Source organism: Alteromonas sp. KUL17, from assembly GCF_006538305.1.
GTDB classification, from domain to species: Bacteria; Pseudomonadota; Gammaproteobacteria; order Enterobacterales; family Alteromonadaceae; genus Alteromonas; species Alteromonas macleodii.
In genome coordinates this window covers 1-22136 of sequence record NZ_BJKJ01000019.1, presented here as the reverse complement: position 1 = coordinate 22136, position 22136 = coordinate 1, and the positions used below count along the sequence as shown (strand labels likewise).

The following is a 22136-nucleotide window of genomic DNA, read 5'->3' as shown; positions in this document are numbered from 1 at the left end:
TTACTCTCCTTTGCCCAGTAAAAACTGAAGCAATCTATCTACGCCCTTACCCGCTAAAATACGCGCCTTAAAATCGCTAGGTACACTCACATCAGGTACTGGAAAGTGGCTACCCTCTTCCATCTCTTTCAAAGTGCTGGGAATAGGTTCGAACGTAGACTCTACATAGCGGCCATCAGTGTGTTTGTAACGAATAGCATCGTCGTTACTACCTTCGTCGGTTACTTGCATGCTAGACACTAAAAAATGCTCGAATTGTATGGGTTTACCGTCAAACCGTGCTCTCGCTCCTTCGGTAATTTGGGTAAGTAAATTAAGTAAGTTAGCGCGCTGACTTACAGGCACTAAATCAGACTTAGTGGCCACAAACGCCACTCTGCCTATTTGTTCTTTTTTCAGCACATTGCGTGAAAACCACGTGCTTTGCCCGTACACAAAGGTGTCGGCCAAATGACTCAGAGTTTCTTTTAACTGATACAAATGCTGTCTGCTGTGGTTAAGCCCTTCAAACAAATCGACAAGAATTATCTGCTTGTCAGTTTCTTTGAAAATGGACTGCTTCAGCGGCGTTAACCACCCACTTTGGAATTTAGCAAAGTGCTTGTCGAATATTTTAAACCAAGGATGTGATACATCGCTGGTGATGCTAGACGGAAGCGGCGTAAAACCAAAGGCCTGCCAATCGAAGTCGCTCGATTCCAGTAAAAAACTGCCCGGTTGAAGGAGAGATATGCCGTTGGCCTTCGCTTCTACTAAATAATCGCGATAGGCATTAACCAGCAGCTGAATACGCTGTTCGGTTGGCTCTTGCTCAAAATCAAACTGATTAACAAACGCTTTCCACTGGTTGGCAAAATACTGCTGCGGCCCACTGCTAAGCTGAGCCCACGCAGAGTCTGACCAATGAGCATAGGTTTTACTTAGCATGGGAATGTCGGTCACCCATTCTCCAGGGTAATCGATAAACTCAAACACCACATCGCTATGAGGCAGTACATGACGCTTCAATGAGGCGGTTTCTTTTAAACGCACCACCAGCTTAAAACCGAATGCTTCTTCGGTGGCTTTAGGCCATTGGCCGTTTTCAAGATCAGCAATGTTCTGTATATGCGGGAACGGTTTGTAGCCTTCAATGGGCTCTATGCGCATATCAAGCACTTGGGATGGCGGCAAATAACGTAGCAAAGGCAAACACGCATAGCCCTCTTCACTACGGCTTTTCAGCATAGTGATAAGGCTGGTGAACAGCATAGATTTACCGCTTCGACTTAGCCCAGTAATGGTGAATCTGTGAGTTTCTTTGTTAAACACACTGCTAAGTTTGTCGCCAGTTAGCGACGCCATTGCCCGAGTCTTGTCAAAAAGCGTAGCGATATTTTTTTGCATTATTTTGTTTGTATTCTGCCTTTGCAGTTCCTATTCCCTTAAACCTAAACCTTTAAAAATAATATCCAGAGGGTGCGGCCTATACATTATTGCCCTCTCGTTATTATAGATATGCCTAAAGGATTAATGTGGTTATTAAGGGGGAAAAGCAAGGGCAGTGCCAGCTAAACACGCCGCTTCGTAAATAAGTAACGTTAGTGACAGCTAATAAACTAATGCTCGCGAGTCTTATTGAATAGCTTTTTCTTTATGCGATTTTTACTGGAATGCCAGTGATTCTTAGGTTTGCGCGGCGCGTTTTCAATAACGTGTTCAAAATCGATATCCGACTTTTTGGTGGGCGGAACGTGAGCACAAAAGAATGTATCAATATGTGACTGGGCCAGCTTCTTTAAGCTTTCGCGGTATTGGTTTGGGTGACATAACGGATATGGCGGTACTAATTCACCTTTCACCTGTACCAATACATCGGCAATGTAAGCCTGCTGCGTGGGAACGTGCTTAAGCGTTAAATCGTGGTCGGTATGACCCGGCGTGTACATAACCTGCCAGTCAGGAAAACCGGGCAGTAACTGATTGTCGGCAAGCGTCATATCTGGCGCTAGTATTGGGTTGTACCAAATGGGCATTCTTGACTTGCCAATACGATTGGCCACCCACCAGGTTAGCAACAAATCTATGCCGTGAGCAGTACGCCCAGCAAACCCAGCATACCAATTAATCGCTTTGGGATGAGATGCCACCTGCGCACCAGTACGTTCACGTAGTTTAATGGCGCCTCCGGCGTGATCTGGGTGCATGTGTGTAACCACAATCAGCTTTAAGTCACTTAACGGACGACCTAAGGTTTGCGTAATGTATCGACACACGTTGTCTACATCGGCGCGGCTACAGCCATCAAGCAATAGCAACCCCTTGCTGTCTTCAACAAGATAAATATGCTGTATGTAGCCTGCAAGTGTGTGAATATTCATTACTGCTTCCTTTTCACCAAAACACGCGCCAACCGCGGTATCTGACATACCTCATGTACGCTAGCACTAAACCCCGCTAATCGCTGGCAAAATGTGGGCTGCGTGATAATGCCTATAGCGCTGAATCCTATCAGAACCTATCTGGTTAGACCAGATTCAGCGAACAAGTGTAGCATTAAATTGCGTAACCACATTAGCCCGGGCTCGCCTTCCTGCTGGCTATGCCAGTAAAGGTGTGTTTCCAACGCGGGAAGCTGGTACGGCAGTTTGGTGCTAATCAGGTTATCATCGCTTACCGCATCAGCCACAGAGCCTGGCAAAGTTAACAAAGCGTTAGTGCTAGCCACCACATCTGCCGCGGCGCGATAGTTTTGGCAACGCCATAATGAAGGACGGCTTATACCTAGTTGCTGCAGTGCAATTTCTTCTACCGACGCCCCTTTTGCCCGGTTCGACACCGTTATATGGCGTGCCGCCACATACTTCTTCTTATCTATATTTTGTGCCAACGGGTTTTGCTTATTCATAAGCACCTTGTAGGTGTCGCGGCGCAATAGTGAGTGAGAGATGGGCGCAGCAACAGCGCGACCAATATCAATAACAAGGTGGAGGTTTCGATTTGTTAAGTCTGCCAGCATTGCATCTCGATGTAAGCGAGTGCTTACTATTTCGACATTAGGTGCTTGTTTTTCAAGGGTTGAAAGCAGGACAGGTAAAACGCCTAATTCAAGAGACTCTTGCATGGCAATAACAAAGCGCTGATGGCTATGTACCGGGTCGAAGTCGGCAAACTCTCCCAATGCTTTTCGAATATCGCTTAAGGCTTTTAGAATAGCGGGCGCTAACCGTTCGCAGGCCGCAGTAGGCAACATGCTTTGTTTTTCTTTAACAAAAAGTGGGTCGCCCAAAATATCCCTAAACCTGCGCATGGCATGGCTAACGGCCGATGGCGTAATGTGAAGCGCTTCAGCTACGCGGGTCATATTCCTATGCTGCCAAAGCGCTTCAAAAACCTTTAGCAGATTTAGATCCAACTTCTCGAATTGTCTATTTTCGAACATTGCCACCACCATGAATGAGATTCACACCATCTAAGGATTATATTTCATTTCATTCACTTAACAACTTTCTCTACTATGCGTTTAACGGACAGTTATCGCACGCTTTAGAGACAGCCCCTACATTTTAACTTGCGGCGACCCAAGTGCGAGATGCGAAGCAAATACTCTCTATATTTAATTAGTACAATTTCAACGAATGTAAAAAGGTGCCCTATGGATTTTTCACATAACGACAAAACCAAAGCCTTACTAGAGAAGCTCGATAATTTTATAGCCGAGCATATAGCGCCAATTGAAGATGAAGTTTACGACTTTCACCACAAAGAGAATAATCACGGCGACTGGAAAAGCTGGAAGCTGCACCCTGGAACTGAAGCGCTTAAAGCTAAAGCGCGCGAAGCAGGGTTAGCCAATCTGTTTTTGCCCGATGCCGAGCTAGGCCAGGGCCTTACCACACTTGAATATGCGCCTATGGCAGAGCGCATGGGAAAATACCTCTTTGCACCAGAGATTTTTAACTGTAATGCGCCTGATACCGGCAATATGGAAGTGCTGTATCACTTCGGCAACGACGCCCAAAAAGAGAAATGGCTTAAACCATTGCTTGCAGGTGAAATACGCTCAGTGTTTGGTATGACAGAGCCTGATGTTGCTTCGTCTGACGCCACCAATATGGCCGCCACCATTATTGAAGATGGCGATGACGTAGTGATTAACGGTAAAAAGTGGTGGTCGACAGGGTTAGGCCATCCTAACGCTGCTATAACCATATTCATGGGCTTATCTAACCCCGATAACGACAAGCACAGTCGCCACAGTATGGTCGTAGTGCCACTTGATACACCTGGAATTACCATTAAGCGCATGCTAGATGCCTACGGCGATTACGATGCGCCTTACGGCCACGGGGAGATGCATTTCGATAATGTGCGCGTGAGCAAAGACAACCTAATTATGGGTTTAGGCAAAGGCTTTGCTATTGCACAAGGGCGCTTGGGCCCAGGCCGTATTCACCACTGCATGCGCGCTATCGGCATGGCAGAGAAAGCGCTAGAGCTTGCTCTTAAACGCGGTCACGAACGGGTTGCGTTTGGTAAACCAATCATACGCTTAGGTGGCAACTTAGAACGCGTAGCCGATGCTCGCATGGCTATTGAGCAAGCGCGTTTGCTTACGCTCCACGCCGCTTGGAAAATTGACAACTTAGGCGTAAAGCACGCTATGACCGAAATATCAGCCATTAAAGTGGTGGTGCCGAATATGCTACAAAGCGTGGTAGATATGGCACTACAAATTCACGGTGGTGCGGGTATGTGTAGCGACTTCCCACTAGCGCGATTTGCCGCTGGTGCAAGAGCCCTTCGGTTAGCTGATGGCCCTGACGAAGTGCATAAAGGCATGGTGTCACGACTAGAGCTTAAAAAATATCAGTAGCAAAAACTAACACAAAAAATGCGGCTTAATGCCGCATTTTTTGGTTCGAATGCCCTAAAAATTAGTTGTCTTCTTTGCGCTGCTCAATGCGCTGATGTAGCGCGTCTAGCTTGCTGAAGCTGTCGAACAGTTCCGGGTGTGTGGCAATAAGCGCTGCAACATGCTCGAAGGCTTCTTCGCGCGTGTCGTTAGTAAGAAAACGAATATCGTCATCGCTCGGTAAGCGATTGAGGTCAATTCCTACGCCTGTAGAAGAGGTTTGAATCTGCATTACGCGAAAGTCTTTCACATAGCGGGGTTCGCAGCTTTTACGGGCAATTTGGCTACCAATAGGCTTTAGATATTTACAAATAACATCGAACTTCGCGATTTCATTAATGCTGTTATACAGTTCCAAGAATTCGAAGCGCTGTTTATCGAATGCTCTTTTTAATTGCGGTGTAGTCTTTTGGCCGAATACTTCAATGTTTTCAACGCGTTCTTTGTCGTTTTGCGCGGCTACCTGAAAGCTTACCGCAAGTACTAGCGAAAGCGCAGCTGTTTTAATGGCATGAAATCCAATTTTACGTGGGTTTATCACAATTAACATCCTCGTTGTTTTACTTGTACGTTTTTCAACCTAGCACTTGAATAAATTCCAGTCAAAAAAATACCGCTTCCTATAACAAGAAGCGGTATTCAATTTTGTTTATAAACTAATTAGTTAGCTTTTTATCTGGCTAAAAATGGCTTAGTAAGTATAGCGTGCCTGCACGTACCACATACCACCATTGAAACCAAACGGACTAGCTTCTGAGTAAAGCTGACCTGAGCTTCCCGCACTTGGGTTTTCTTCTGGATATTCGTCGAACAGGTTGTTCACACCAATAACAAGATCGAGGTTTTCGCTATAAGAGTATTTAGCTTCAACGTCTATCAAGATAGCCGCATCAATACCGTCTACACCGTTACCTGTGTCGTCCCAACCACCGTAGTAGTTAGCACGAACTAGGGTGCGAAGTGCGCCTTGCGTGTGCGTCCACGAAATATTACCGCGTAGGTTTGGCAGTAAGTCTTCAATTGCAGCAACACGGCCCTCGCCTATTGGGTTAAGCGTGCCTACATCGTCTACTTCGGTTTCGTTGTAGTTTGCCGCTAGGGTAATACGTGAATTACCTTCCCATAAATCGAAGCTGTAGTTACCTACAATGTCGATACCGCGTGTAGTGGTGTCGAAGCTGTTCGAGAAGAAACGGAACTGCGATAGGTCATCAAGACCGATAAAGTCTGAACGGTCGATAATACCCGACGCATCAAGTTCGGTAAGCGCTTCAGATACGGTTGCGTAATCTGTACCGCCACCGGCAAAGTTAAGCGCATCTAGGAAATTTACGTTAGCACCAAGTGCTACACGGTTTTCCATTTCAATGTTGTAGAAGTCGATGGTCCAGCTCATGTCTGCCACATCAATTGATGCACCGAATGAGAAGTTGACCGCTTCTTCTGGCCCTAGGTCTGGACGACCGTTACCTTGGCTTTCAATGAAGTCAGCCGCTAATTGACCTGCCGCCGATGACAATGGCAGTGTACCTTGGTCAATCAACACGCCGTTCACGTTTTGCGTGGTAACGTTAGTAATGCTTGCTTGACCCGCTGTTGGCGCGTGGAAACCGGTTGAGTATGCACCGCGTAAACGGAAGTCGTCAGTGACGTGGAAAATACCCGCTAGTTTAAAGTCGGTAGTATCACCAAACTCACTGAAGTCTTCACGACGTAGCGCTGCTTGTAGGGTAAGCTGCTCTGTTACGTCGGCTTCCAAGTCAATGTAAACCGCGTTACTGTCTTGCGACGAGCTGGTATCACGAGGGAAACCACCAAAACCGTTAGAGCTAGACGAGAAGCCTTGGCTTGCTAGCGGACCAAGCGCATAAGACGCTTCATCACCAGCAAATAGATCGAACTCTTCTTTGCGGTATTCAGCACCAAACGCAACGTTCAAGTCAGACGCTAAACCTACATCAACACCGTATACAAAGTTAAGGTTAACTAGGGTTTCAGTTTGCTCTTGACCACCAGGTACGAAGTCGCGAGGAGTTGCTGGGCCTAATGACGCATTAATGGTGTTCTTAATAAAGAAGTCTGTGCGGTTCGAACCACGCTGCGCGCTGAAGTCGTAGCCTAAGCCGTTACCAACATCTAAGTCACCACGTACACCTACAGTGAACGCCATGTCTTCGTTATCACCACCAAAGCGCGGTACAAAGCCCGTTGGGATGGTTTCAATGAACGAGAAACAATTATCGTCTGCCTGAACTTGCGCTAGGAAGGTTGGGTCGGGGAATACGTTGCCTTCACCGCCAATTGGAATACCGTCAATACAGCTTCCGCCTACGCCTACACCGTCAAGGTCGCCAACAAGTACTGAGTGCACGCCGTCTGGGTCGGCTAAACCTGTTAGTGGGTTAACCAATGGGCCTGCGTATACACCGCCGCGCTGGCTACCTTCAGTTACTGGGTTACGGTAGAAGAAACCACCGGTTACAGTACGCTTGCCGTAGTTACCAAATAAATAGAGCTCTGCTTTTTCGTTTAGCTCATACGCTGAGTTAATAAAAACTTTATAATCGTCTTCTACGTCTGGCTGGCCCCAATATTGTGGCACTTCGTTGGTATAGGTATTGATAGTAGAAAAGTCAGACTGGCTTAAGTAACCCGCATCAACCATTCCTTGCACATCGTTTCGTACTACCGAGCGCACCGTACCTTCAACGTCACGAATTTCACCTGTAATGTTTATAAAACCATCTGCACCTAGCGAGAAACCGGCGTTAGCTGAAATAGTGTAGTTGTCGCCATCGCCTTCATAGGTAGAGCCATAGTTTGCGCGGAACTCGAAACCTTCATCGTTATCGCGAAGCAAGAAGTTAAGTACACCTGCGATAGCGTCTGACCCGTATTGTGATGATGCACCGTCACGCAGTACTTCTACTTGCTTCAGAGCGAGTGATGGAATTGCCGAAATATCCACCCCCTGCGCACCGTCAGAAATACCACCACCTAGGAAAGAGATAATAGAGCCGCGGTGACGACGCTTACCGTTAACCAATACCAGCACATTATCTGGCGATAGACCGCGCATATTAGCTGGGCGTACAATGGTAGCCGCATCACTAATTGGCTGTGTGTTTACGTCGAACGACGGTACATTGGTACGCAGCATGTCTTGCACGTCGCTTGACGAGTTTTGGCGGAATTCCTCACCCGTAATTACATCTACCGGCACTGGCGAGTCAGCTGCAGAGCGGTTGCTCATGCGTGTACCCGTTACAATGATATTTTCAAAATCTTCTGCTTTCTCTTCAGCTTCTTGCGCAAAAGTAGGTGCTGACATTGCCGCAAAAAACGGTAATGAACTAGCAATAATGGCCGAGGTTATTCCATTAAGTTTTTTCCCCTTGGGGAAGTTACCTTGCTCCACTGTGTTTCTCCTTCAAGACTTGTTGTTTTTTTATATGGTTTAAATGTTTTTATTATTGGCGTAGGAAACGAGTGCGTATTAGCGGCGGCTAAAAGAATGTGAGACACCCAAACTAATAAGCATCTTAAAATTAGAATAAATTAACTAAAAAACACACCTTAATGAGATAATTATCACTCATTAGATAAGATTAATATTAGCCTTTAGGATAATGCTGTTTAGGTCATTTTTTAGAAAGCGTGGATTGGCGCTGCTTTTAGATGCAAGCAGCGCTAATTACGAAAGGATTAATGATGCTTAAGGTTTTCAAAAACCACGTTACCGTTTACCACGGTCATAACTACGTTAGCCTTCAAAATATCGGCAGGTTCAGCGGTCATAAAGTTAGTGTCGAAAACAGAAAAATCGGCGTATTTGCCAACTTCAATAGACCCCAAGCTATCTTCTTGAAACGACGCATAGGCAGGCCATAGGGTAAACATGCGAAGTGCATCTTCCCTTGATAACGATAGTTCCGGGTGCCAACCTTTATCTTGCGTACCGTTCAGTCTGCTGCGGGTAATAGCAGCATAAAATTCAATGCGCGGATCGCCCACTTCAACCGGGGCATCTGAGCCACCCACCAAAACAACGCCTTTATCCACCAGCGGTTTCCAAGGGTAGGCATACTCCAAACGGCTGTACCCCAAACGACTTGGCGCAAAATTTAAGTCGCCTATGGCATGACTTGGCTGCATCGACGCCACTATATTCATTTGAGCAAGTCTGTCTTGCTGCTTGGGCGGAATTATTTGTGCGTGCTCTAGGCGCCAGCGCAGATCATCGGTTTTCCACTTAGCCTTGGGCAACGCCTCCCATGCCTCTTCGTACCAATTCAGCGTGGAATATAACGCACGGTCGCCAATAACGTGGGTCATCACCTGGAACCCCTGCTTTAAGGCCAGCTCCAGTACCGGCATAAGTTCATCTTTTGTGGTGCGGTTCATAAAGCCGCTGTGATCAGCGTCGCTATAGGGTGCAAGTAGCGCGGCGCCACGGGAACCTAAAGTACCGTCGATAAACACTTTTATTCCATTTAAATGAAACAGCCCACCTGCAAGTTTTTCAGCGCCATTTTGAAAAAGTTTATCTGACTCGCTAATAGGTATAGCAATATAAACCCGGTGCAGCATCTCGTCATTATTGGCCAATTGCTTAAGCTGCTGAACCTCTCGCCACTTCATACCGGCGTCGTGGGTTGCCGTCCATCCTTGCGATACATTGACCTGCATGCCGCGTTTTAAATTGTCTTGTATATATTGGTCGGATTCGGGCGGTAAGATATCTCGAAAAAAATCCATCGCCGTGGCGAGTACATAACCGGTAGGAGTGCCATCGTCGTAACGCTCAAACTTTCCGCCTTCTGGGTCGGGCGTGTTTTTAGTAACACCAGCAAGGGCCAACGCTTTTGAATTCACCACCGCCGATACTCCATCGGCGCGAGGCATAAACAGGGGTTTGTTCTGAGTGAATGGATCTAGGTCGGCAGCCGTTAAAAAGCGTTGCTCATCTTGCCACTCACGCTCTATCCATCCACGGCCTAATACCCACTCACCGTCTGGCACGTTTTGGGCAAAGCTTTTAATTTCAGCTACCGTTTGCTTTAGCGTAGGAATGCCAAACAAACTTAGCGTGCGCGTGCGCTTACCTATACCTTCAAGGTGCTGATGGCTGTCGGTAAAACCTGGAAAAAGCGTGCTGCCTTTCAAATCAATACGTTTTTCTGCACCGCAGTGCCAGGCTGCGGCATCGACCTCTTTACCAACAAACGTAATGCGCCCATTTTTAACAGCAACCACCTCGGCCTGCCAGTTGTTATCGTCTGCGGTGTATATAACACCGTTATAAAACACTACATCTGAGCTGTTACAGGGTTCCGAGGTTTGTGCCAAAACATCATGAGATACAAAGGCTACAGTGGCGATAAAGCCCTTTAATATTAAGCGCGATAACGCGGTTGAAAACATTGAGTTCACCTACTTTATTATTACTCGCTTTCATTGGTAAAAAGCGAGAAGCGGCCAGTTAAATGAACCCTTGTTTGTTGAAACATACGTTTTTAAAAGTCCATTTTTTATGCAGATTAGATACACTAGCAACTGCCCTAATTTTAATCAAGGCAGTGGCTTGGTGTAAGAGGCGCGGTTTTCTCGCCCTGCACATCGATAATATAAACAGACTGTTTATCGGGCTGAGCAAGTACCGGCGTGTGCATGCTTATGCATAAAAAGGAGCAAATGAAAGTAGCAAGACAGGTTGCTGAAAGCAAAGGCAAAAGGTAGCGCCCCTACAGGTTAGCTACCTTTACCCTAATAAAGCGCGTTAATTAAAAGCTATACGACGCACTTAGCTGGGCGTTAATGCCCGCGCCGTAATAACCCACGGTGTGTAGGCTGTTAATGTACTTCTTATCGAAGATATTGTTGATATTCATGCGAACGGTTAGGTCTTCAGTAAACGCACGCGACGCGTACACATTACCCAAGAAATACGCCCCCTGTTCAACGTTGTAATCAACATTGCTTATTTCAGACTGCCAACGGCCACCAAAACCTACTTCTACCTCGGGCGCTTGCGGTACTGTATACGCTAACTGGAAGGTTACTACGTCGCGCGGTGCCCACAGGTTAGCATCGTTACCTTGCTCGTCTTCTACGTCGATAGCGGTATAAGACGCGTTAACACGCAGAGCATCGGTTACTTGGCCGGCCACTTCAATTTCAAAACCATCAGACTCTACCGATACGCCTTTGTAGTAAAACTGAAGCGTGTCTGGGTTAGTTCCAGCGTAGGCGGCTAGGTTGTCTTGCTCTGCAGTAAAGTACGAGAACGTGGTTAATAAACGGTCATCGAACCATTGGGCTTTCACGCCCGCCTCAAAGTTTTGACCTTTTGTTGGGTCAAGGTATTGGCCGTTTACGTCATACTGTTCTTGTGGCTGATACACGTCAGAGTAGCTCACGTAAGCATTAACATCTTCTGTCACCGCGTAAGTCGCACCAACATAAGGGCTGGCTTCGCTTTCTGAGTTATCGATAACCGCGCCTGCGTTTTGGCCAGTACGCTCGAAGTCGATCGCGTTAAAACCAGCAATGATGTGCATTGCGTCAGTTACGCTGAATCGAGCAGAGCCGAAGTAACGCGTTAGTGTTTGCTCAATATTTGAGTACTCAGACACACCTAACCACTCTGGCTCAGCAATCGCATCCAAGCCGTATGGGAATGCTGGTGTTGGGCCGTATGCAGGAGTAGTAGCGTAGTCAAACGCATGAACAAAAGACACGTCGTCGCTAGTAGCGTGACTTACACCAAAATTAACTTCATGGCTGCGACCAAACAGCTCGAAATCACCGAATACACGGCCTTCTAACAGGTGAGAGTCAATTTCAGAATCGTAACGACCTGGCCAGCCAAATAAGCCAAGGCCAGTCTCTTTATCAATGGTACCGTAAGCATAAAACAGCTTACTTTCATCTTCGTAACCACGGAAGTTATAGCTAAGTAGCAATTGCCAATCGTTATCGAACTCATAGTCTAGTTCAATAAAGGCGTTAGTGGTTTCAGTATCCCACTTGGTCCATTCTTGCGTAGTGGTGTCATTAATATCCCACTCAGCTTGCGTACCGTCGGTATAGTTGAATACTAGCCCGCCCCACGTGTTGCCGTCGGTATTGGCATCTTGGTATGACAAACCGAAGGTTATCGTAGCGTTATCAGTTAGCTGTCCATCAATAACGCCGTATACAAAGCCGCGATCGTTTTCTAAACCATCTAGGTGAGACTCTTTATCTTCAAAGCTACCTACTACACGCGCCGCCCAGCTGCCGTCTTCTGTAAGCAGCATAGAGTAATCGCCTTGAACGCGCTTGAAGTTGTAAGAGCCAATGCTTGCACCCACTTCGCCGCCTTCTTCGTTAGTAGGACGCTTGCGCACATAGTTGATGGTGCCTGACGCGTTACCTACACCAGTAAGCAGGCCGTTCGCACCACGAATAACTTCAATTTCTTCGTAGCCATAAGCTTCAACCGATCCGGTAACAATACCCCAGTCGTTAGGCAGGCCTACACCATCAATCTGGGTGTTTTTAATTTCAAAACCACGTGCGGTATAGTTAGTACGGTTAGTTTCCCACTCTTCTACATTGATACCTGGTGCTAGCTTTAGTGCGTCGTTAATGTTGAACGCCCCGAACGACTGCATAAGGTCTTCAGAAAGAATACTGATAGACTGAGGCGTTTCACTGATTTCCATGGTTAAGCCAGTTGCACCGCGGCTAACACGGTTTTGGCGAACACCTACAATACGAATTTTTTCTACGTCTGCTTCTTTAACTTCTACTGTATCGCTTTGAGTTGTTTGCGCATTTACCGACAAAGCAAACGCGATAGGCGTTAGTGCAAATAAACTGCTTAGTTTCATGGTTTTCTCTGTTATTTGGTTATGAAGGGTTGGTATTTCGGGCAGAAGTATAAAACAGCTTAAACTTAATTTAAATGATAATTGTTATTATTTACTAAACAATCATTATGAGCACTGTTAGAAAGGAATATTTGAGTTTATTAGGTAAATGATTTAGAAATAGAAACTCAATGGACTGGCAACAAGTTAGCGGTTTTGACCCAAAATATAACGTACTACTCAACCAACGCTTCTGCTCTTGCGAAACAATATGACAGCATACCCTTCGAGTCTGTTCACAAAGACTGGTTAAAGGCAATACCTAAAGAAGGAATGGTGCTGGATGTAGGTGCTGGTTCCGGTCGCGATGCTCGTTATTTAGCTGCAAAAGGCTTAGGTGTAGTCGCAGTTGAACCCGCCTCTGGCATTCGAGAACTTGCGCAAGCCTATACGGTCTCTAGTCCTATACACTGGATATCCGATTCATTACCTGAACTAACTGAAGTTTTTCGCCTACAAACAAAATTTGACCTAATCCTTCTAAGTGCAGTTTGGATGCACATCGCGCCATCATCCAGAGAACGCGCCTTTAGAAAACTATCTTCGTTACTGAAACCCAACGGTAAGCTAGTTATATCTCTACGCCATGGCAGTTGCGCTGACGAACGCACTATGTACCCTGTTTCAGCAGATGAACTGGCTAAGTTTGCAAGTCAATTCGGACTTACCTATCGACTGCTTACCCCTGAGAATTCGGACGATGCGCTGGGTCGCACTGACGTTCAATGGCAAACGGTTTTACTTACACTTCCCGATAACGGTACAGGTGCATTTCCGTTAATTAGAAACATCGTAATAAACGACAGTAAATCCTCAACATACAAGGTTGCACTTTTACGGACACTACTCAGAATAGCCGAAGGACATCCGGGCGCGGTTATAGAACAAACGAACGAACACGTAATTCTGCCTGTTGGATTAGTAGCCCTTTATTGGTTGAAGCTTTATAAACCGCTAATAGATAAGTTCGAGATGCAACAAAACAGCAACTCTAGTAGAGGGTTGGGGTTTGTTAAAACTGACGGCTGGCAGCAGATTACAGCCTTTTCTAGTAATGATTTTTATATTGGCGCGCACTATTCAGATAGTGCAACGGTACAAGCAATTTACCGAACTCTAAAAGACATCGCTTCGACTGTAAAAAATATGCCCGCTAAGCACACCACGTTGCCTGGCACTGATAAAGGTGTTTTTCACGTAGAGCTTAATCAAACTCGAAAGCCTAAAAACGATTTGTTACTAGACTTCGAGTTTTTGTCATCGTTAGGAAAGTTCTATGTACCCGTGCATATTTGGGACTCATTGACTCAGTTTAGCGTATGGATAGAGCCGACATTGATTAACGAGTGGTCATCTTTAATGGCAGGTTATGGTTTAAACAAACAAAGGCCGCTTACTAAAGTCGATTATCTTAATGCACTTCGGTGGGAGGACCCAGAACGTTCCACTTCTAAAATTCGAAACCGAGTAAATGAGTTGCTCACCAATGAAGGCGTTGCATGCTGCTGGTCTGGAAAGCGACTAGAACTTTCTGGCTATGCTATCGATCATGCATTTCCTTTTGCGCGATGGCCCAATAACGACCTTTGGAATTTGCTACCGACCCAATCGGGCATAAACGCTAAAAAATCCGATAAATTACCCACAGGTTTGAAGCTTTCTAGTTCTCGTGAACTAATCGTTTCTTGGTGGAAACAAGGCTGGCAAAGCAATCAAACAGAGTTTTTTAGTCAAGCCAATTTAGCCCTACCTAACCTTAGGCCAAATAACACCAACTTTGATGACGTGTTTGAAGCGTTCGCTCTGCAACGTGACCGTATTAAAGCGCTGCAGCAGTTGGAGGATTGGCGATAACATTGGAAGATAGTTTATTGAAGCTTACTTCTAAACCAGCGTCTAAAATTACTGTTTAGCGTTGCGATATTTCTCCCGTACAATCGCTGAATATCGCTCATGGAAAGCTCTTCACAGCCATTTTCGCTTTCTAACAGCAAAAGTCGGCTCATAAAATCTTGGTTGTCGCTCATTAGAAAAGCAACGAAAGCCCAACTAGAAGCATAGAATTGATGCGGATCTTTGCGCCAACTGCTCTCCGTCCCTTCAAAGAGTGTCGTCAATGCTAGCGGCTGATTACTTTTGAAATGATTAACCCATGCGCTGTTAGTCAAACTTCCCGGGGTTTCTGAATATTCCGCCATTCCTTCATTCAACCATTTCGCCACTTGGCCATACCAGTATCGATTAATGGTATGCATTACCTCATGCGTTATAGTTCGGAGTGTTTCCTTATTGTCCCGAATTAAAATGGCAGATTCATTTCTGCCCGAAGAGTAAAAGCCTGTGCTTGTGGATTTAGAAAGATTAAAACGCTTACTGTATTTTTCATACTCACCTTTATCACTGAAACTCCTTATGTTAGCTACAACAGGAACCATTGATTCTGTAGGTGTAACTGGCGCAAAAGCATCTAATGCTTCTTGTACTCTTCCTCGTACCGCGCGCTGAACGTCAAACGGTAAATTATGCGAGTGAAAGTTAAACGAAATAGCCTCTGGGTTAATTATTTTGGCTACTTGTACTGAAGTATTACTGTTCAGCTTCCTAGGAGAGTCACTTATATGCTTAACGCCTTTCCCATCTGTCCATGTATACATGATCTTTCTCTCGGGTGGTTTTATCTTGTCTAAACATTTATGAGTGTGTGGAGCTGCATGCTCATCAGACCCTGTATTGCTTAGCTTAGATTTGACTTCAGAATATGTTTCAATTTCTAAGTCCCTCTGTGCTTGAGAAACATCTGTTGAAGAATGTGGCGTACGACGTAATAGACTTTTATGATCGCTATTGTCATAAAGTTTGGCTTCTACAAACTCAAAGGCAATGTTAAGAAACTGAGGTAGTTCAAAGTTGTCTCTCGCGAAATACAAAACCCCTAAACTATTAATAGTTAGCACACTCGTGACTATAACAAACTTTGAGCCAATTCCATTTTTGCTTGCCATGCTATCCCTTCAACACCTTTACATAACTTGATTTACTATCACAGTACAACGCCTCGCAAGAATCAAAAATTTACCAATCTAAATAGGTGTGAATTTCTATACATAGTTATTAATCGAAAACACTGATAATTCCGAAACAACCTTAAACTGCCTAACAGACGCTATGTTTATGTCAAAGTAACCACGAAGCCTCTTAAGTACAATTTACTAAGCTGACTTAGCAACATTGTGAGGCTAGATAAATTCTCAAGGATGAAAATGAAGAAGACGATCGCCTTAGCTCTATTTATGCTTGCCGCTACAAATTCAGTTGCCAACTCTAAATTTACACCTTCCAAATACCAATGCTCCGGTATAGAAAAGCGTATAGACACAATTAACTCCAGGATGCGTGCTGGTTACAGTATGAGGGAAGGCGAACAATTGAAGGAACAACTGCGAAGCCTTAAAAAGCAGCGATATGAATGCAAAAAGAAGGGGTTTTCAGTTGACTAAGAGTATTACCGACTTTGAACTTGAACCTATGACCTTTGCCTCCGGAGCCTGATTTTAGGGTATTTCTCGGTAAACAGCCATGAACAAGGATGCATCAAAAAATGACAATAAGGCATTGATTTTTTAGCAAATAAATACATTCATAGTTTGTTCACACTTGTTCATGTAAACTCACCCAAAATCACTCACTTTGCTACATATTTGCTACATATTTTGCTTATGGCTATCAAGAAAAAGATAACGAACAGCAGCATTAATGCACTTCAACCTGAAGATAAAAGGCTAAACGACACCGATATTTCAGGTTTTCATGCGCGTATCTCTCCAAAAGGTAGGGTGACTTACTTTTTATATTATCGCCACAATGGAAGACAACAGAATGTTAAGTTGGGTACACACCCAGAAATTACACCCGCACAAGCGCGAGATGCCGCAAAGATGGCTAGCGCTTCAATTGTGCAAGGTGTTGACCCGCACGAAAACAAAAAAGAGTTAAAAGCACAAGAAAAGCTAGCGAGGCTCACCACACTTCAAGCATTTATCGAGCTGGAGTTTGAAAAATGGTACACCGCGCAATATCCACGAACGGGCGAGCGTGAGCTAAAAAACTTAAGGGTCAACTTCCCTACTCTGCTGCCAATGCAATTGCGTGATATTAATGCTTCTTTGCTAGAAAAATTACGTACCGAAATGCTTAACCAAAAGAAAAGCAACGCGACCATTAATAGGCGATTTACCACTTTAAAATCTGTATTGAGCAGAGCTGTTGAATGGGAAGTTATACCTAGCCATGATTTAAAAAGTTAAAGCCATTAATTGAAGACAATAGCCGTATTCGTTACTTGAGTTTTGACGAAGAAGAACGCCTAAGAAAAGCATTAACAACAAGAGACCTTAGAATAAAGCGTGAACGGGAAAGCGGCAACAAACATAGAGCCGAACGGGGCTATCCACTTCTACCTAACTTAAGTGCACGAACATTTGCGGACTACCTAGAGCCGTTGGTGATATTGGCAATGAATACCGGAATGAGAAGGGGTGATCTATTTTCGCTTAGATGGCAAAACGTGAACTTAGAGCGAGACTTTCTAACGATTGAAGCGGCAAATGCTAAAAGCGGAAAAGCTCGGCACATTCCACTTAACCAGAAAGCTAAGTCAGCACTAACAAACTGGAGAAACGACTGTGAAAGCCTACTATGGGTTTTTGAGGGTAAGCCAGACCACCCCCTTAAAGATATAAAGAAAGCTTGGTCTACAGTCTTAGAGGAAGCGAAAATAAGAGATTTTCGTTTCCATGACCTACGCCATCATTTTGCAAGCAAGCTTGTAATGGCTGGTGTAGATTTAAATACAACTCGTGAGTTGCTTGGTCATAGTTCTTTAGATATGACGCTCAGGTACTCTCATTTAGCACCTGAGCATAAGGCTAAAGCTGTGAACTTATTATAATAGATCATGTCTATACTAATGGATGGAGTAAAAACTTAATGAGCTTTGAGACTTGACTGTATTCTCAATACTAATCTATATTAAATTTGAGATTGCGGGGACCAAATGATCTTTACTTCCCTTTAGAAGTACATATAATGTGCAACCTCTTAGATTTGAAAGCTCTAAAATTTATAGTGCTACAGTCTTAATTTGACCTCTGGCATTGGGAGAAATCGGATGATATTGATTAATCATAAGCAAAAATTTCAAGAAGAGCTTTGGGATTAATTATTCCCAAGAAAATGAAAAAGAAGGGTTAGCCCTTCTTTTTTTTGCTTCACTTTTTAATAGAAACTGAAAAATGGAAGATTCAGATACATCACTAACTAATCTAGTGTCGGCTTTAATAGAGCATCCAACAGCAATTGTCGGTATGTTTGCACTACTAATTGCGGCTTTGGGGATAATAGCTCAGCGGAGGACTTCTAAAGAAAAAAACTCGCTAGATTTTCAAGCAAACTATTTAGAAAACCAAAAAGTTCAAGATGCTTGGGGACACTTGAGAGCCTTCAAAGATAACAAAGACCCTGATAAACATAATAAATTAGCAACTGAAAAAGGAACCGATGAAAGAAAGGCTGCTATTTTACTCCTTAATGAGTGGGAAAGGGCTGCTAACGCGATTCATCATGGTCTATTTGATTCAAACTTTCTGTATCAAGCACATAGCTCTACAGTCATAGGTTTGTATAAAGATCTTTTACCTTTCATTGAGATAATACAATCAACTAACCCTAGATACTTTGTAGGATTCACTAAACTAGCCGTCAGATGGCAACACAAGCGAGCACTGGAGTTTCGTAAGGGCATTGAATTAAAAGAATCACTGATGAACTTAAACCGGACTTTTTTTAATTTCAATCAGTATCTTGAAAGTCACTCAAATTGTTGCCCTAAGAGCTATAATTTTAACCGACAGCTGAAAGAGTTTGAGCATTCAAGAAATAACTTTAAAAGGAAGCACCGAAAGCTTTACTTTAGCTTTATCCAGCGAAGATGGATAAGTATAAAAGATCGTCTATTCAAGACCAATCCTTAGACAGAAAGTGTTCAAAGTAAGTCTGTATGATTGAAAAGCGCTATTATCGAATGCAGGAGCTTGAAAAAGCACTTGGTTTCAGCAGTTTTGATTACAAATATCTAATTGAAAACTTTAATATACCGCTGCACACATTCATTTATTCTCGCTACTTCATCTTATCCGAACGACAGCAACGTTCATTCAAAAAAACTATAAAAGGAGTTGCGTACTATAGCGGAACTGTAGAGCTCCCTCCTCACACAAGAAAGAACCTTTTGAGGGATGGCATCGCTTCATTGAGCTTAGCTTATCTAGATGATGTTTCTTACATTAATACGATGGAATCATGCTCGAAGGAATTACTTAAGGAGCTATTCGGAGACAATTTTGAAGTTAACCGCGCCTCATCGTTCAACGAGTTAAATCTTTCGCAGTGTGATGCATTTCTTATAGGCGAGGAAAATAGAGAGTTACTTCATGCTAAAGATACACCGATACCTGAAGGTTTAGATATCAGATTTAATGACCTAGTTCTAAAAAGAGAACTGGTAGACTGGTGCAAGCTACAACTAGGTTTAGATACAGAAACGAACCAAAGTCGTGAGCATCTAATGAAAGAGCAAATTAAGCTAGTATGCAGAGACAACCCTCATTTAGGCGCAACAAAGCTTTACAAGTTAATACGCGAAAACTTCGAAAATGATATTGATGCTACAGACCCACTCAGTATTTTAATAAGCATTGATAGAAATGAGATTATTTGGGGTAAGCCCGGAGTTAGGGAACACACCATGTCCTTAAAGACATTTCAAAATACTGTTTCTGAAATAAAAAAATCAAAATAATTTTTCCCTAGTAAGTTCCCGGGAAAGCCGGGAAAGATAGTTTTCATCTCAAGCAATAAATTAGTTGAGATAAAACTATGAATAATGAAATCAAAAGTAGAGCTCTTACAGAAAAAGAAGCCTCTCAATACATCTGCATGAGTCGTTCTTTCTTGCGTCAGGCAAGAATGGACGGTAATCGCGAAAATCGTACACCTGCCCCACCCTTTATCAAAATTGGTCGAGCCGTTCGTTATCTTCGAGAAGACCTTGATGCTTGGCTAGAAAGCTTCGTGCGACGCACCCACCTTTATCAAGATGAAGGTGTAGCGTAATGAAAAAACTATCAATACACCAAATCGAATTGCTCACCTTCTTCTATAACGGCGGAATTGTTGAGTTTTGTACTAGTGTGAGCCCCAAGTTAGGGGATTATCACTTCCCTACAGAAAAGCCGATAAAGTTTTCCAAGACGGTATTCTTTTCGTTAGTTCGTATCGGGTTATTAAAAGAAAACAAAGAGGAAATGGCGTTTGGCATTCGTTGGAGCAATTTCTCGATTTCTGAAAAGGGAATAAAGCTGCACAACGAACTGGAGGGTCGCAATGAAAGCGATTAAAGAAACTCCAATCGCGCGTTCACTTGATGAGTTAGATAAGATTAACGGTGAATTTTACCGTTCCCTATCAAAAGAAGATCGGCTGTTTGTAAAAGAAAGAATGTCTCATTTTAATGAATCTATTCAGCGAATACTTATCAACCAGTATCAAACCTTTGATAAGCCGTATAACGCTAACAGCTATTTGCGTAAAACAGTTGAGACGTTGAATGCGCTTATTCCAGAAAAAATCATTCCCTATTTTGATGCTAGCGAGTCTGAACTAAGAGAACTCTCAGAAGAAAATGCAAAACGCTGCAAACGTCTTGAGCTCTATACTAATTCACATGCAAACCGTAACGTAACGGGTGAAAAACCCGTTAACGGGAATATAGCGCTTTACAATGAATGTGCGCAGTTCGTTAACGGGTATGGTATTAATCCTCCGGAGCTAAACAAACCCGTTAACGTTAACGGGGCAATCAAAAGAATGCAGGACAAATACTGGTGGCATCGGAAATTACGGAAGGTGCTACGCCGTACAGAAGAAAAAGTGCAAATTCATCTAGGACAGGTAAACAGTAGAAAAGGAAAGTACTGTAGTGATAACACTGTAAAACATCGCTTAATTCAAAAAGAACTGCAGAGGCAAATGCTCGAAAATCTCGTTATCGTTAACGAAAATAATGAGTCGTTTTCGCTTGCTGAATTGTCAGATAAAAATGTATCTAACCCTGTTAATCGTAAAAATGAACTTATGACACGCATGGCTGGTTACGAAGATATTGCTAAAGAGCTAAACCACAAAGCCTTGTTTGTAACAATTACTTGCCCTTCCCGCTTTCATAACACGTACGCTAAGTCCGGAGACCGAAATCCAAAATGGGATGGTTCAACGCCTTATGAAGCACAGCAGTATTTAAATGATATGTGGGCTCTTATTCGCGCTGATTTGAACCGTAAGGATATTAAGCTATACGGCTTCCGCATTGCTGAACCACAACACGATGGCACACCACATTGGCACATGCTTATTTTCCTAGAACAATACCAAGCAAACGAGTTTAAAGCCATTATCGAACACTACGCATTAAGAGAGGACGGCGATGAAGCAGGTGCTAAGGAAAACCGTTGTGATTTTAAAGATATTGATTACTCAAGAGGCAGCGCGACAGGCTACATAGCTAAGTACGTAAGCAAAAACGTTAACGGCGCAAACCTAGATAGTGATATTGACGGAGGCAATGCTATCGAAGCAGCGCAGCGCGTTGAAGCTTGGGCTAGCTGTTGGGGAATACGTCAGTTTCAACAATTAGGTGCAGGGGCTGTTACTGTGTGGCGCGAACTAAGAAGACTTAAAGCGCTTTGCAACGAAACTGAACTCTTCTCTGATATTTTCGAAGCAGCGGATAAAGGCAAGTGGGCAGACTTTGTAAAACTTATGGGTGGAGTATTCTGTAAGCGCAACGAACAGGCCATTCGGCCTCTTTATAAAGAAAAACTCGATACAGAAACAGGTGAACTTAAGCAAAGTTACTTTGACGGTGTTGTTTCGATCTCGCTTCGAGGAATAAAGCTAGGCGAAAAAGAGGTTATTACTAGAATTCACGAATGGCGATTAGAAAATCGTGGTATTAGAGCCGCATAGCGGCTCAAAAGCTTTTACTTGGAGTTCTGTAAATAAGTGTACTAAATCTTAAATTCGTAGTTGAAAAATCGCACTACTCCCCCCATGATAATCTTGTTGTGTTTCTCGCGCTCAATTATCAGTAAAACTGGTTGCGCGAATGGCGAAACATTGGCGAGTTAAAGCTCGGGTGACTTTGCGCCTTGGCTTTCGGGTCTTCATCGCTGCGCTTATATCATGCTGTAATGGTCATGCGGTTGGATTCG

The 22136-nt window shown here is 43.9% G+C and carries 18 protein-coding genes; 10 read left to right on the top strand and 8 right to left on the bottom strand.

Annotated elements, in window-relative coordinates:
• The 3 genes from KUL49_RS15295 to KUL49_RS15285 form a co-directional block, all read right to left on the bottom strand.
• Positions 1–1386 (bottom strand): YcjX family protein, encoded by a 1386-nt coding sequence (locus KUL49_RS15295; RefSeq protein WP_131137844.1) that lies wholly within the window; start codon positions 1384–1386, stop codon positions 1–3.
• A gap of 212 nt (positions 1387–1598) precedes the next feature.
• On the bottom strand, positions 1599–2360 hold the full coding sequence (locus tag KUL49_RS15290; RefSeq protein WP_131137843.1) for an MBL fold metallo-hydrolase: 762 nt from the start codon (positions 2358–2360) through the stop codon (positions 1599–1601).
• Positions 2361–2497: 137 nt separating this feature from the next.
• Positions 2498–3421 carry a LysR family transcriptional regulator gene (locus KUL49_RS15285; RefSeq protein WP_131137842.1) on the bottom strand — a complete coding sequence of 308 codons (924 nt, stop codon included), beginning with the start codon at positions 3419–3421 and terminating at the stop codon, positions 2498–2500.
• 213 nt (positions 3422–3634) lie between these two features.
• On the opposite strand from KUL49_RS15285, the gene KUL49_RS15280 reads away from it, so the two are divergent.
• Positions 3635–4855 (top strand): acyl-CoA dehydrogenase family protein, encoded by a 1221-nt coding sequence (locus tag KUL49_RS15280; protein ID WP_075177658.1) that lies wholly within the window; start codon positions 3635–3637, stop codon positions 4853–4855.
• A 61-nt stretch (positions 4856–4916) separates the two neighbouring features.
• Here the strand turns inward: KUL49_RS15280 and KUL49_RS15275 are convergent, their stop codons facing one another.
• The 4 genes from KUL49_RS15275 to KUL49_RS15260 all read right to left on the bottom strand — a co-directional run bounded on the left by KUL49_RS15275 (position 4917) and on the right by KUL49_RS15260 (position 12771).
• Positions 4917–5444 carry a hypothetical protein gene (locus tag KUL49_RS15275; protein ID WP_131137841.1) on the bottom strand — a complete coding sequence of 176 codons (528 nt, stop codon included), beginning with the start codon at positions 5442–5444 and terminating at the stop codon, positions 4917–4919.
• A gap of 141 nt (positions 5445–5585) precedes the next feature.
• Positions 5586–8312 (bottom strand): TonB-dependent siderophore receptor, encoded by a 2727-nt coding sequence (locus KUL49_RS15270; RefSeq protein ID WP_242633850.1) that lies wholly within the window; start codon positions 8310–8312, stop codon positions 5586–5588.
• 287 nt (positions 8313–8599) lie between these two features.
• Positions 8600–10318: an amidohydrolase gene (locus KUL49_RS15265; protein WP_131137840.1), complete on the bottom strand. Its 1719-nt coding sequence runs from the start codon at positions 10316–10318 to the stop codon at positions 8600–8602.
• Positions 10319–10677: 359 nt separating this feature from the next.
• Entirely contained in the window at positions 10678–12771 is a 2094-nt protein-coding gene (locus tag KUL49_RS15260; protein ID WP_131137839.1) for a TonB-dependent siderophore receptor, read from the bottom strand.
• A 195-nt stretch (positions 12772–12966) separates the two neighbouring features.
• Between KUL49_RS15260 and KUL49_RS15255 the strand changes: the two genes are divergently transcribed.
• Positions 12967–14664 (top strand): class I SAM-dependent methyltransferase, encoded by a 1698-nt coding sequence (locus KUL49_RS15255; RefSeq protein WP_131137838.1) that lies wholly within the window; start codon positions 12967–12969, stop codon positions 14662–14664.
• 14 nt (positions 14665–14678) lie between these two features.
• Here the strand turns inward: KUL49_RS15255 and KUL49_RS15250 are convergent, their stop codons facing one another.
• A complete protein-coding gene (locus KUL49_RS15250) occupies positions 14679–15812 on the bottom strand; it encodes a DUF4124 domain-containing protein (RefSeq protein WP_131137837.1) in 1134 nt (377 codons plus the stop codon).
• 258 nt (positions 15813–16070) lie between these two features.
• On the opposite strand from KUL49_RS15250, the gene KUL49_RS15245 reads away from it, so the two are divergent.
• From KUL49_RS15245 to KUL49_RS15215, 8 genes are all read left to right on the top strand, one after another.
• Positions 16071–16307 carry a hypothetical protein gene (locus tag KUL49_RS15245; RefSeq protein WP_141306342.1) on the top strand — a complete coding sequence of 79 codons (237 nt, stop codon included), beginning with the start codon at positions 16071–16073 and terminating at the stop codon, positions 16305–16307.
• A 219-nt stretch (positions 16308–16526) separates the two neighbouring features.
• Positions 16527–17114 (top strand): Arm DNA-binding domain-containing protein, encoded by a 588-nt coding sequence (locus KUL49_RS21260; protein WP_242633849.1) that lies wholly within the window; start codon positions 16527–16529, stop codon positions 17112–17114.
• A 35-nt stretch (positions 17115–17149) separates the two neighbouring features.
• On the top strand, positions 17150–17758 hold the full coding sequence (locus KUL49_RS21255) for a site-specific integrase (protein WP_242633848.1): 609 nt from the start codon (positions 17150–17152) through the stop codon (positions 17756–17758).
• A gap of 343 nt (positions 17759–18101) precedes the next feature.
• Positions 18102–18839 (top strand): DUF4760 domain-containing protein, encoded by a 738-nt coding sequence (locus KUL49_RS15235; RefSeq protein ID WP_131137836.1) that lies wholly within the window; start codon positions 18102–18104, stop codon positions 18837–18839.
• A gap of 26 nt (positions 18840–18865) precedes the next feature.
• A complete protein-coding gene (locus KUL49_RS15230; protein WP_131137835.1) occupies positions 18866–19666 on the top strand; it encodes a hypothetical protein in 801 nt (266 codons plus the stop codon).
• A 77-nt stretch (positions 19667–19743) separates the two neighbouring features.
• Positions 19744–19980, top strand: a complete 237-nt coding sequence (locus KUL49_RS15225; RefSeq protein ID WP_131137834.1) for an AlpA family transcriptional regulator — start codon at positions 19744–19746, stop codon at positions 19978–19980.
• The gene (locus KUL49_RS15220; protein ID WP_131137833.1) at positions 19980–20264 is read left to right on the top strand and encodes a hypothetical protein; all 285 of its coding nucleotides are present in this window, start codon (positions 19980–19982) and stop codon (positions 20262–20264) included. Before KUL49_RS15225 ends, KUL49_RS15220 begins: the two co-directional genes overlap by 1 nt.
• Positions 20251–21891, top strand: coding sequence for a replication endonuclease (locus tag KUL49_RS15215; protein ID WP_131137832.1), 1641 nt, complete (start codon positions 20251–20253; stop codon positions 21889–21891). The genes KUL49_RS15220 and KUL49_RS15215 overlap by 14 nt, the downstream gene beginning before the upstream one ends.
• Positions 21892–22136 lie beyond the last annotated feature (245 nt).

Excerpts from the sequence above, each read along its gene's own strand:
- KUL49_RS15285 (WP_131137842.1), bottom strand. The coding sequence starts at position 3,421 with ATGTTCGAAAATAGACAATTCGAGAAGTTGGATCTAAATCTGCTAAAG.
- KUL49_RS15220 (WP_131137833.1), top strand. The coding sequence starts at position 19,980 with ATGAAAAAACTATCAATACACCAAATCGAATTGCTCACCTTCTTCTAT.
- KUL49_RS15280 (WP_075177658.1), top strand. The coding sequence starts at position 3,635 with ATGGATTTTTCACATAACGACAAAACCAAAGCCTTACTAGAGAAGCTC.
- KUL49_RS21260 (WP_242633849.1), top strand. The coding sequence starts at position 16,527 with ATGGCTATCAAGAAAAAGATAACGAACAGCAGCATTAATGCACTTCAA.
- KUL49_RS15290 (WP_131137843.1), bottom strand. The coding sequence starts at position 2,360 with ATGAATATTCACACACTTGCAGGCTACATACAGCATATTTATCTTGTT.
- KUL49_RS15245 (WP_141306342.1), top strand. The coding sequence starts at position 16,071 with ATGAAGAAGACGATCGCCTTAGCTCTATTTATGCTTGCCGCTACAAAT.
- KUL49_RS15250 (WP_131137837.1), bottom strand. The coding sequence starts at position 15,812 with ATGGCAAGCAAAAATGGAATTGGCTCAAAGTTTGTTATAGTCACGAGT.
- KUL49_RS15295 (WP_131137844.1), bottom strand. The coding sequence starts at position 1,386 with ATGCAAAAAAATATCGCTACGCTTTTTGACAAGACTCGGGCAATGGCG.
- KUL49_RS15225 (WP_131137834.1), top strand. The coding sequence starts at position 19,744 with ATGAATAATGAAATCAAAAGTAGAGCTCTTACAGAAAAAGAAGCCTCT.
- KUL49_RS15265 (WP_131137840.1), bottom strand. The coding sequence starts at position 10,318 with ATGTTTTCAACCGCGTTATCGCGCTTAATATTAAAGGGCTTTATCGCC.
- KUL49_RS15235 (WP_131137836.1), top strand. The coding sequence starts at position 18,102 with ATGGAAGATTCAGATACATCACTAACTAATCTAGTGTCGGCTTTAATA.
- KUL49_RS15275 (WP_131137841.1), bottom strand. The coding sequence starts at position 5,444 with ATGTTAATTGTGATAAACCCACGTAAAATTGGATTTCATGCCATTAAA.
- KUL49_RS15230 (WP_131137835.1), top strand. The coding sequence starts at position 18,866 with ATGATTGAAAAGCGCTATTATCGAATGCAGGAGCTTGAAAAAGCACTT.
- KUL49_RS15215 (WP_131137832.1), top strand. The coding sequence starts at position 20,251 with ATGAAAGCGATTAAAGAAACTCCAATCGCGCGTTCACTTGATGAGTTA.
- KUL49_RS15260 (WP_131137839.1), bottom strand. The coding sequence starts at position 12,771 with ATGAAACTAAGCAGTTTATTTGCACTAACGCCTATCGCGTTTGCTTTG.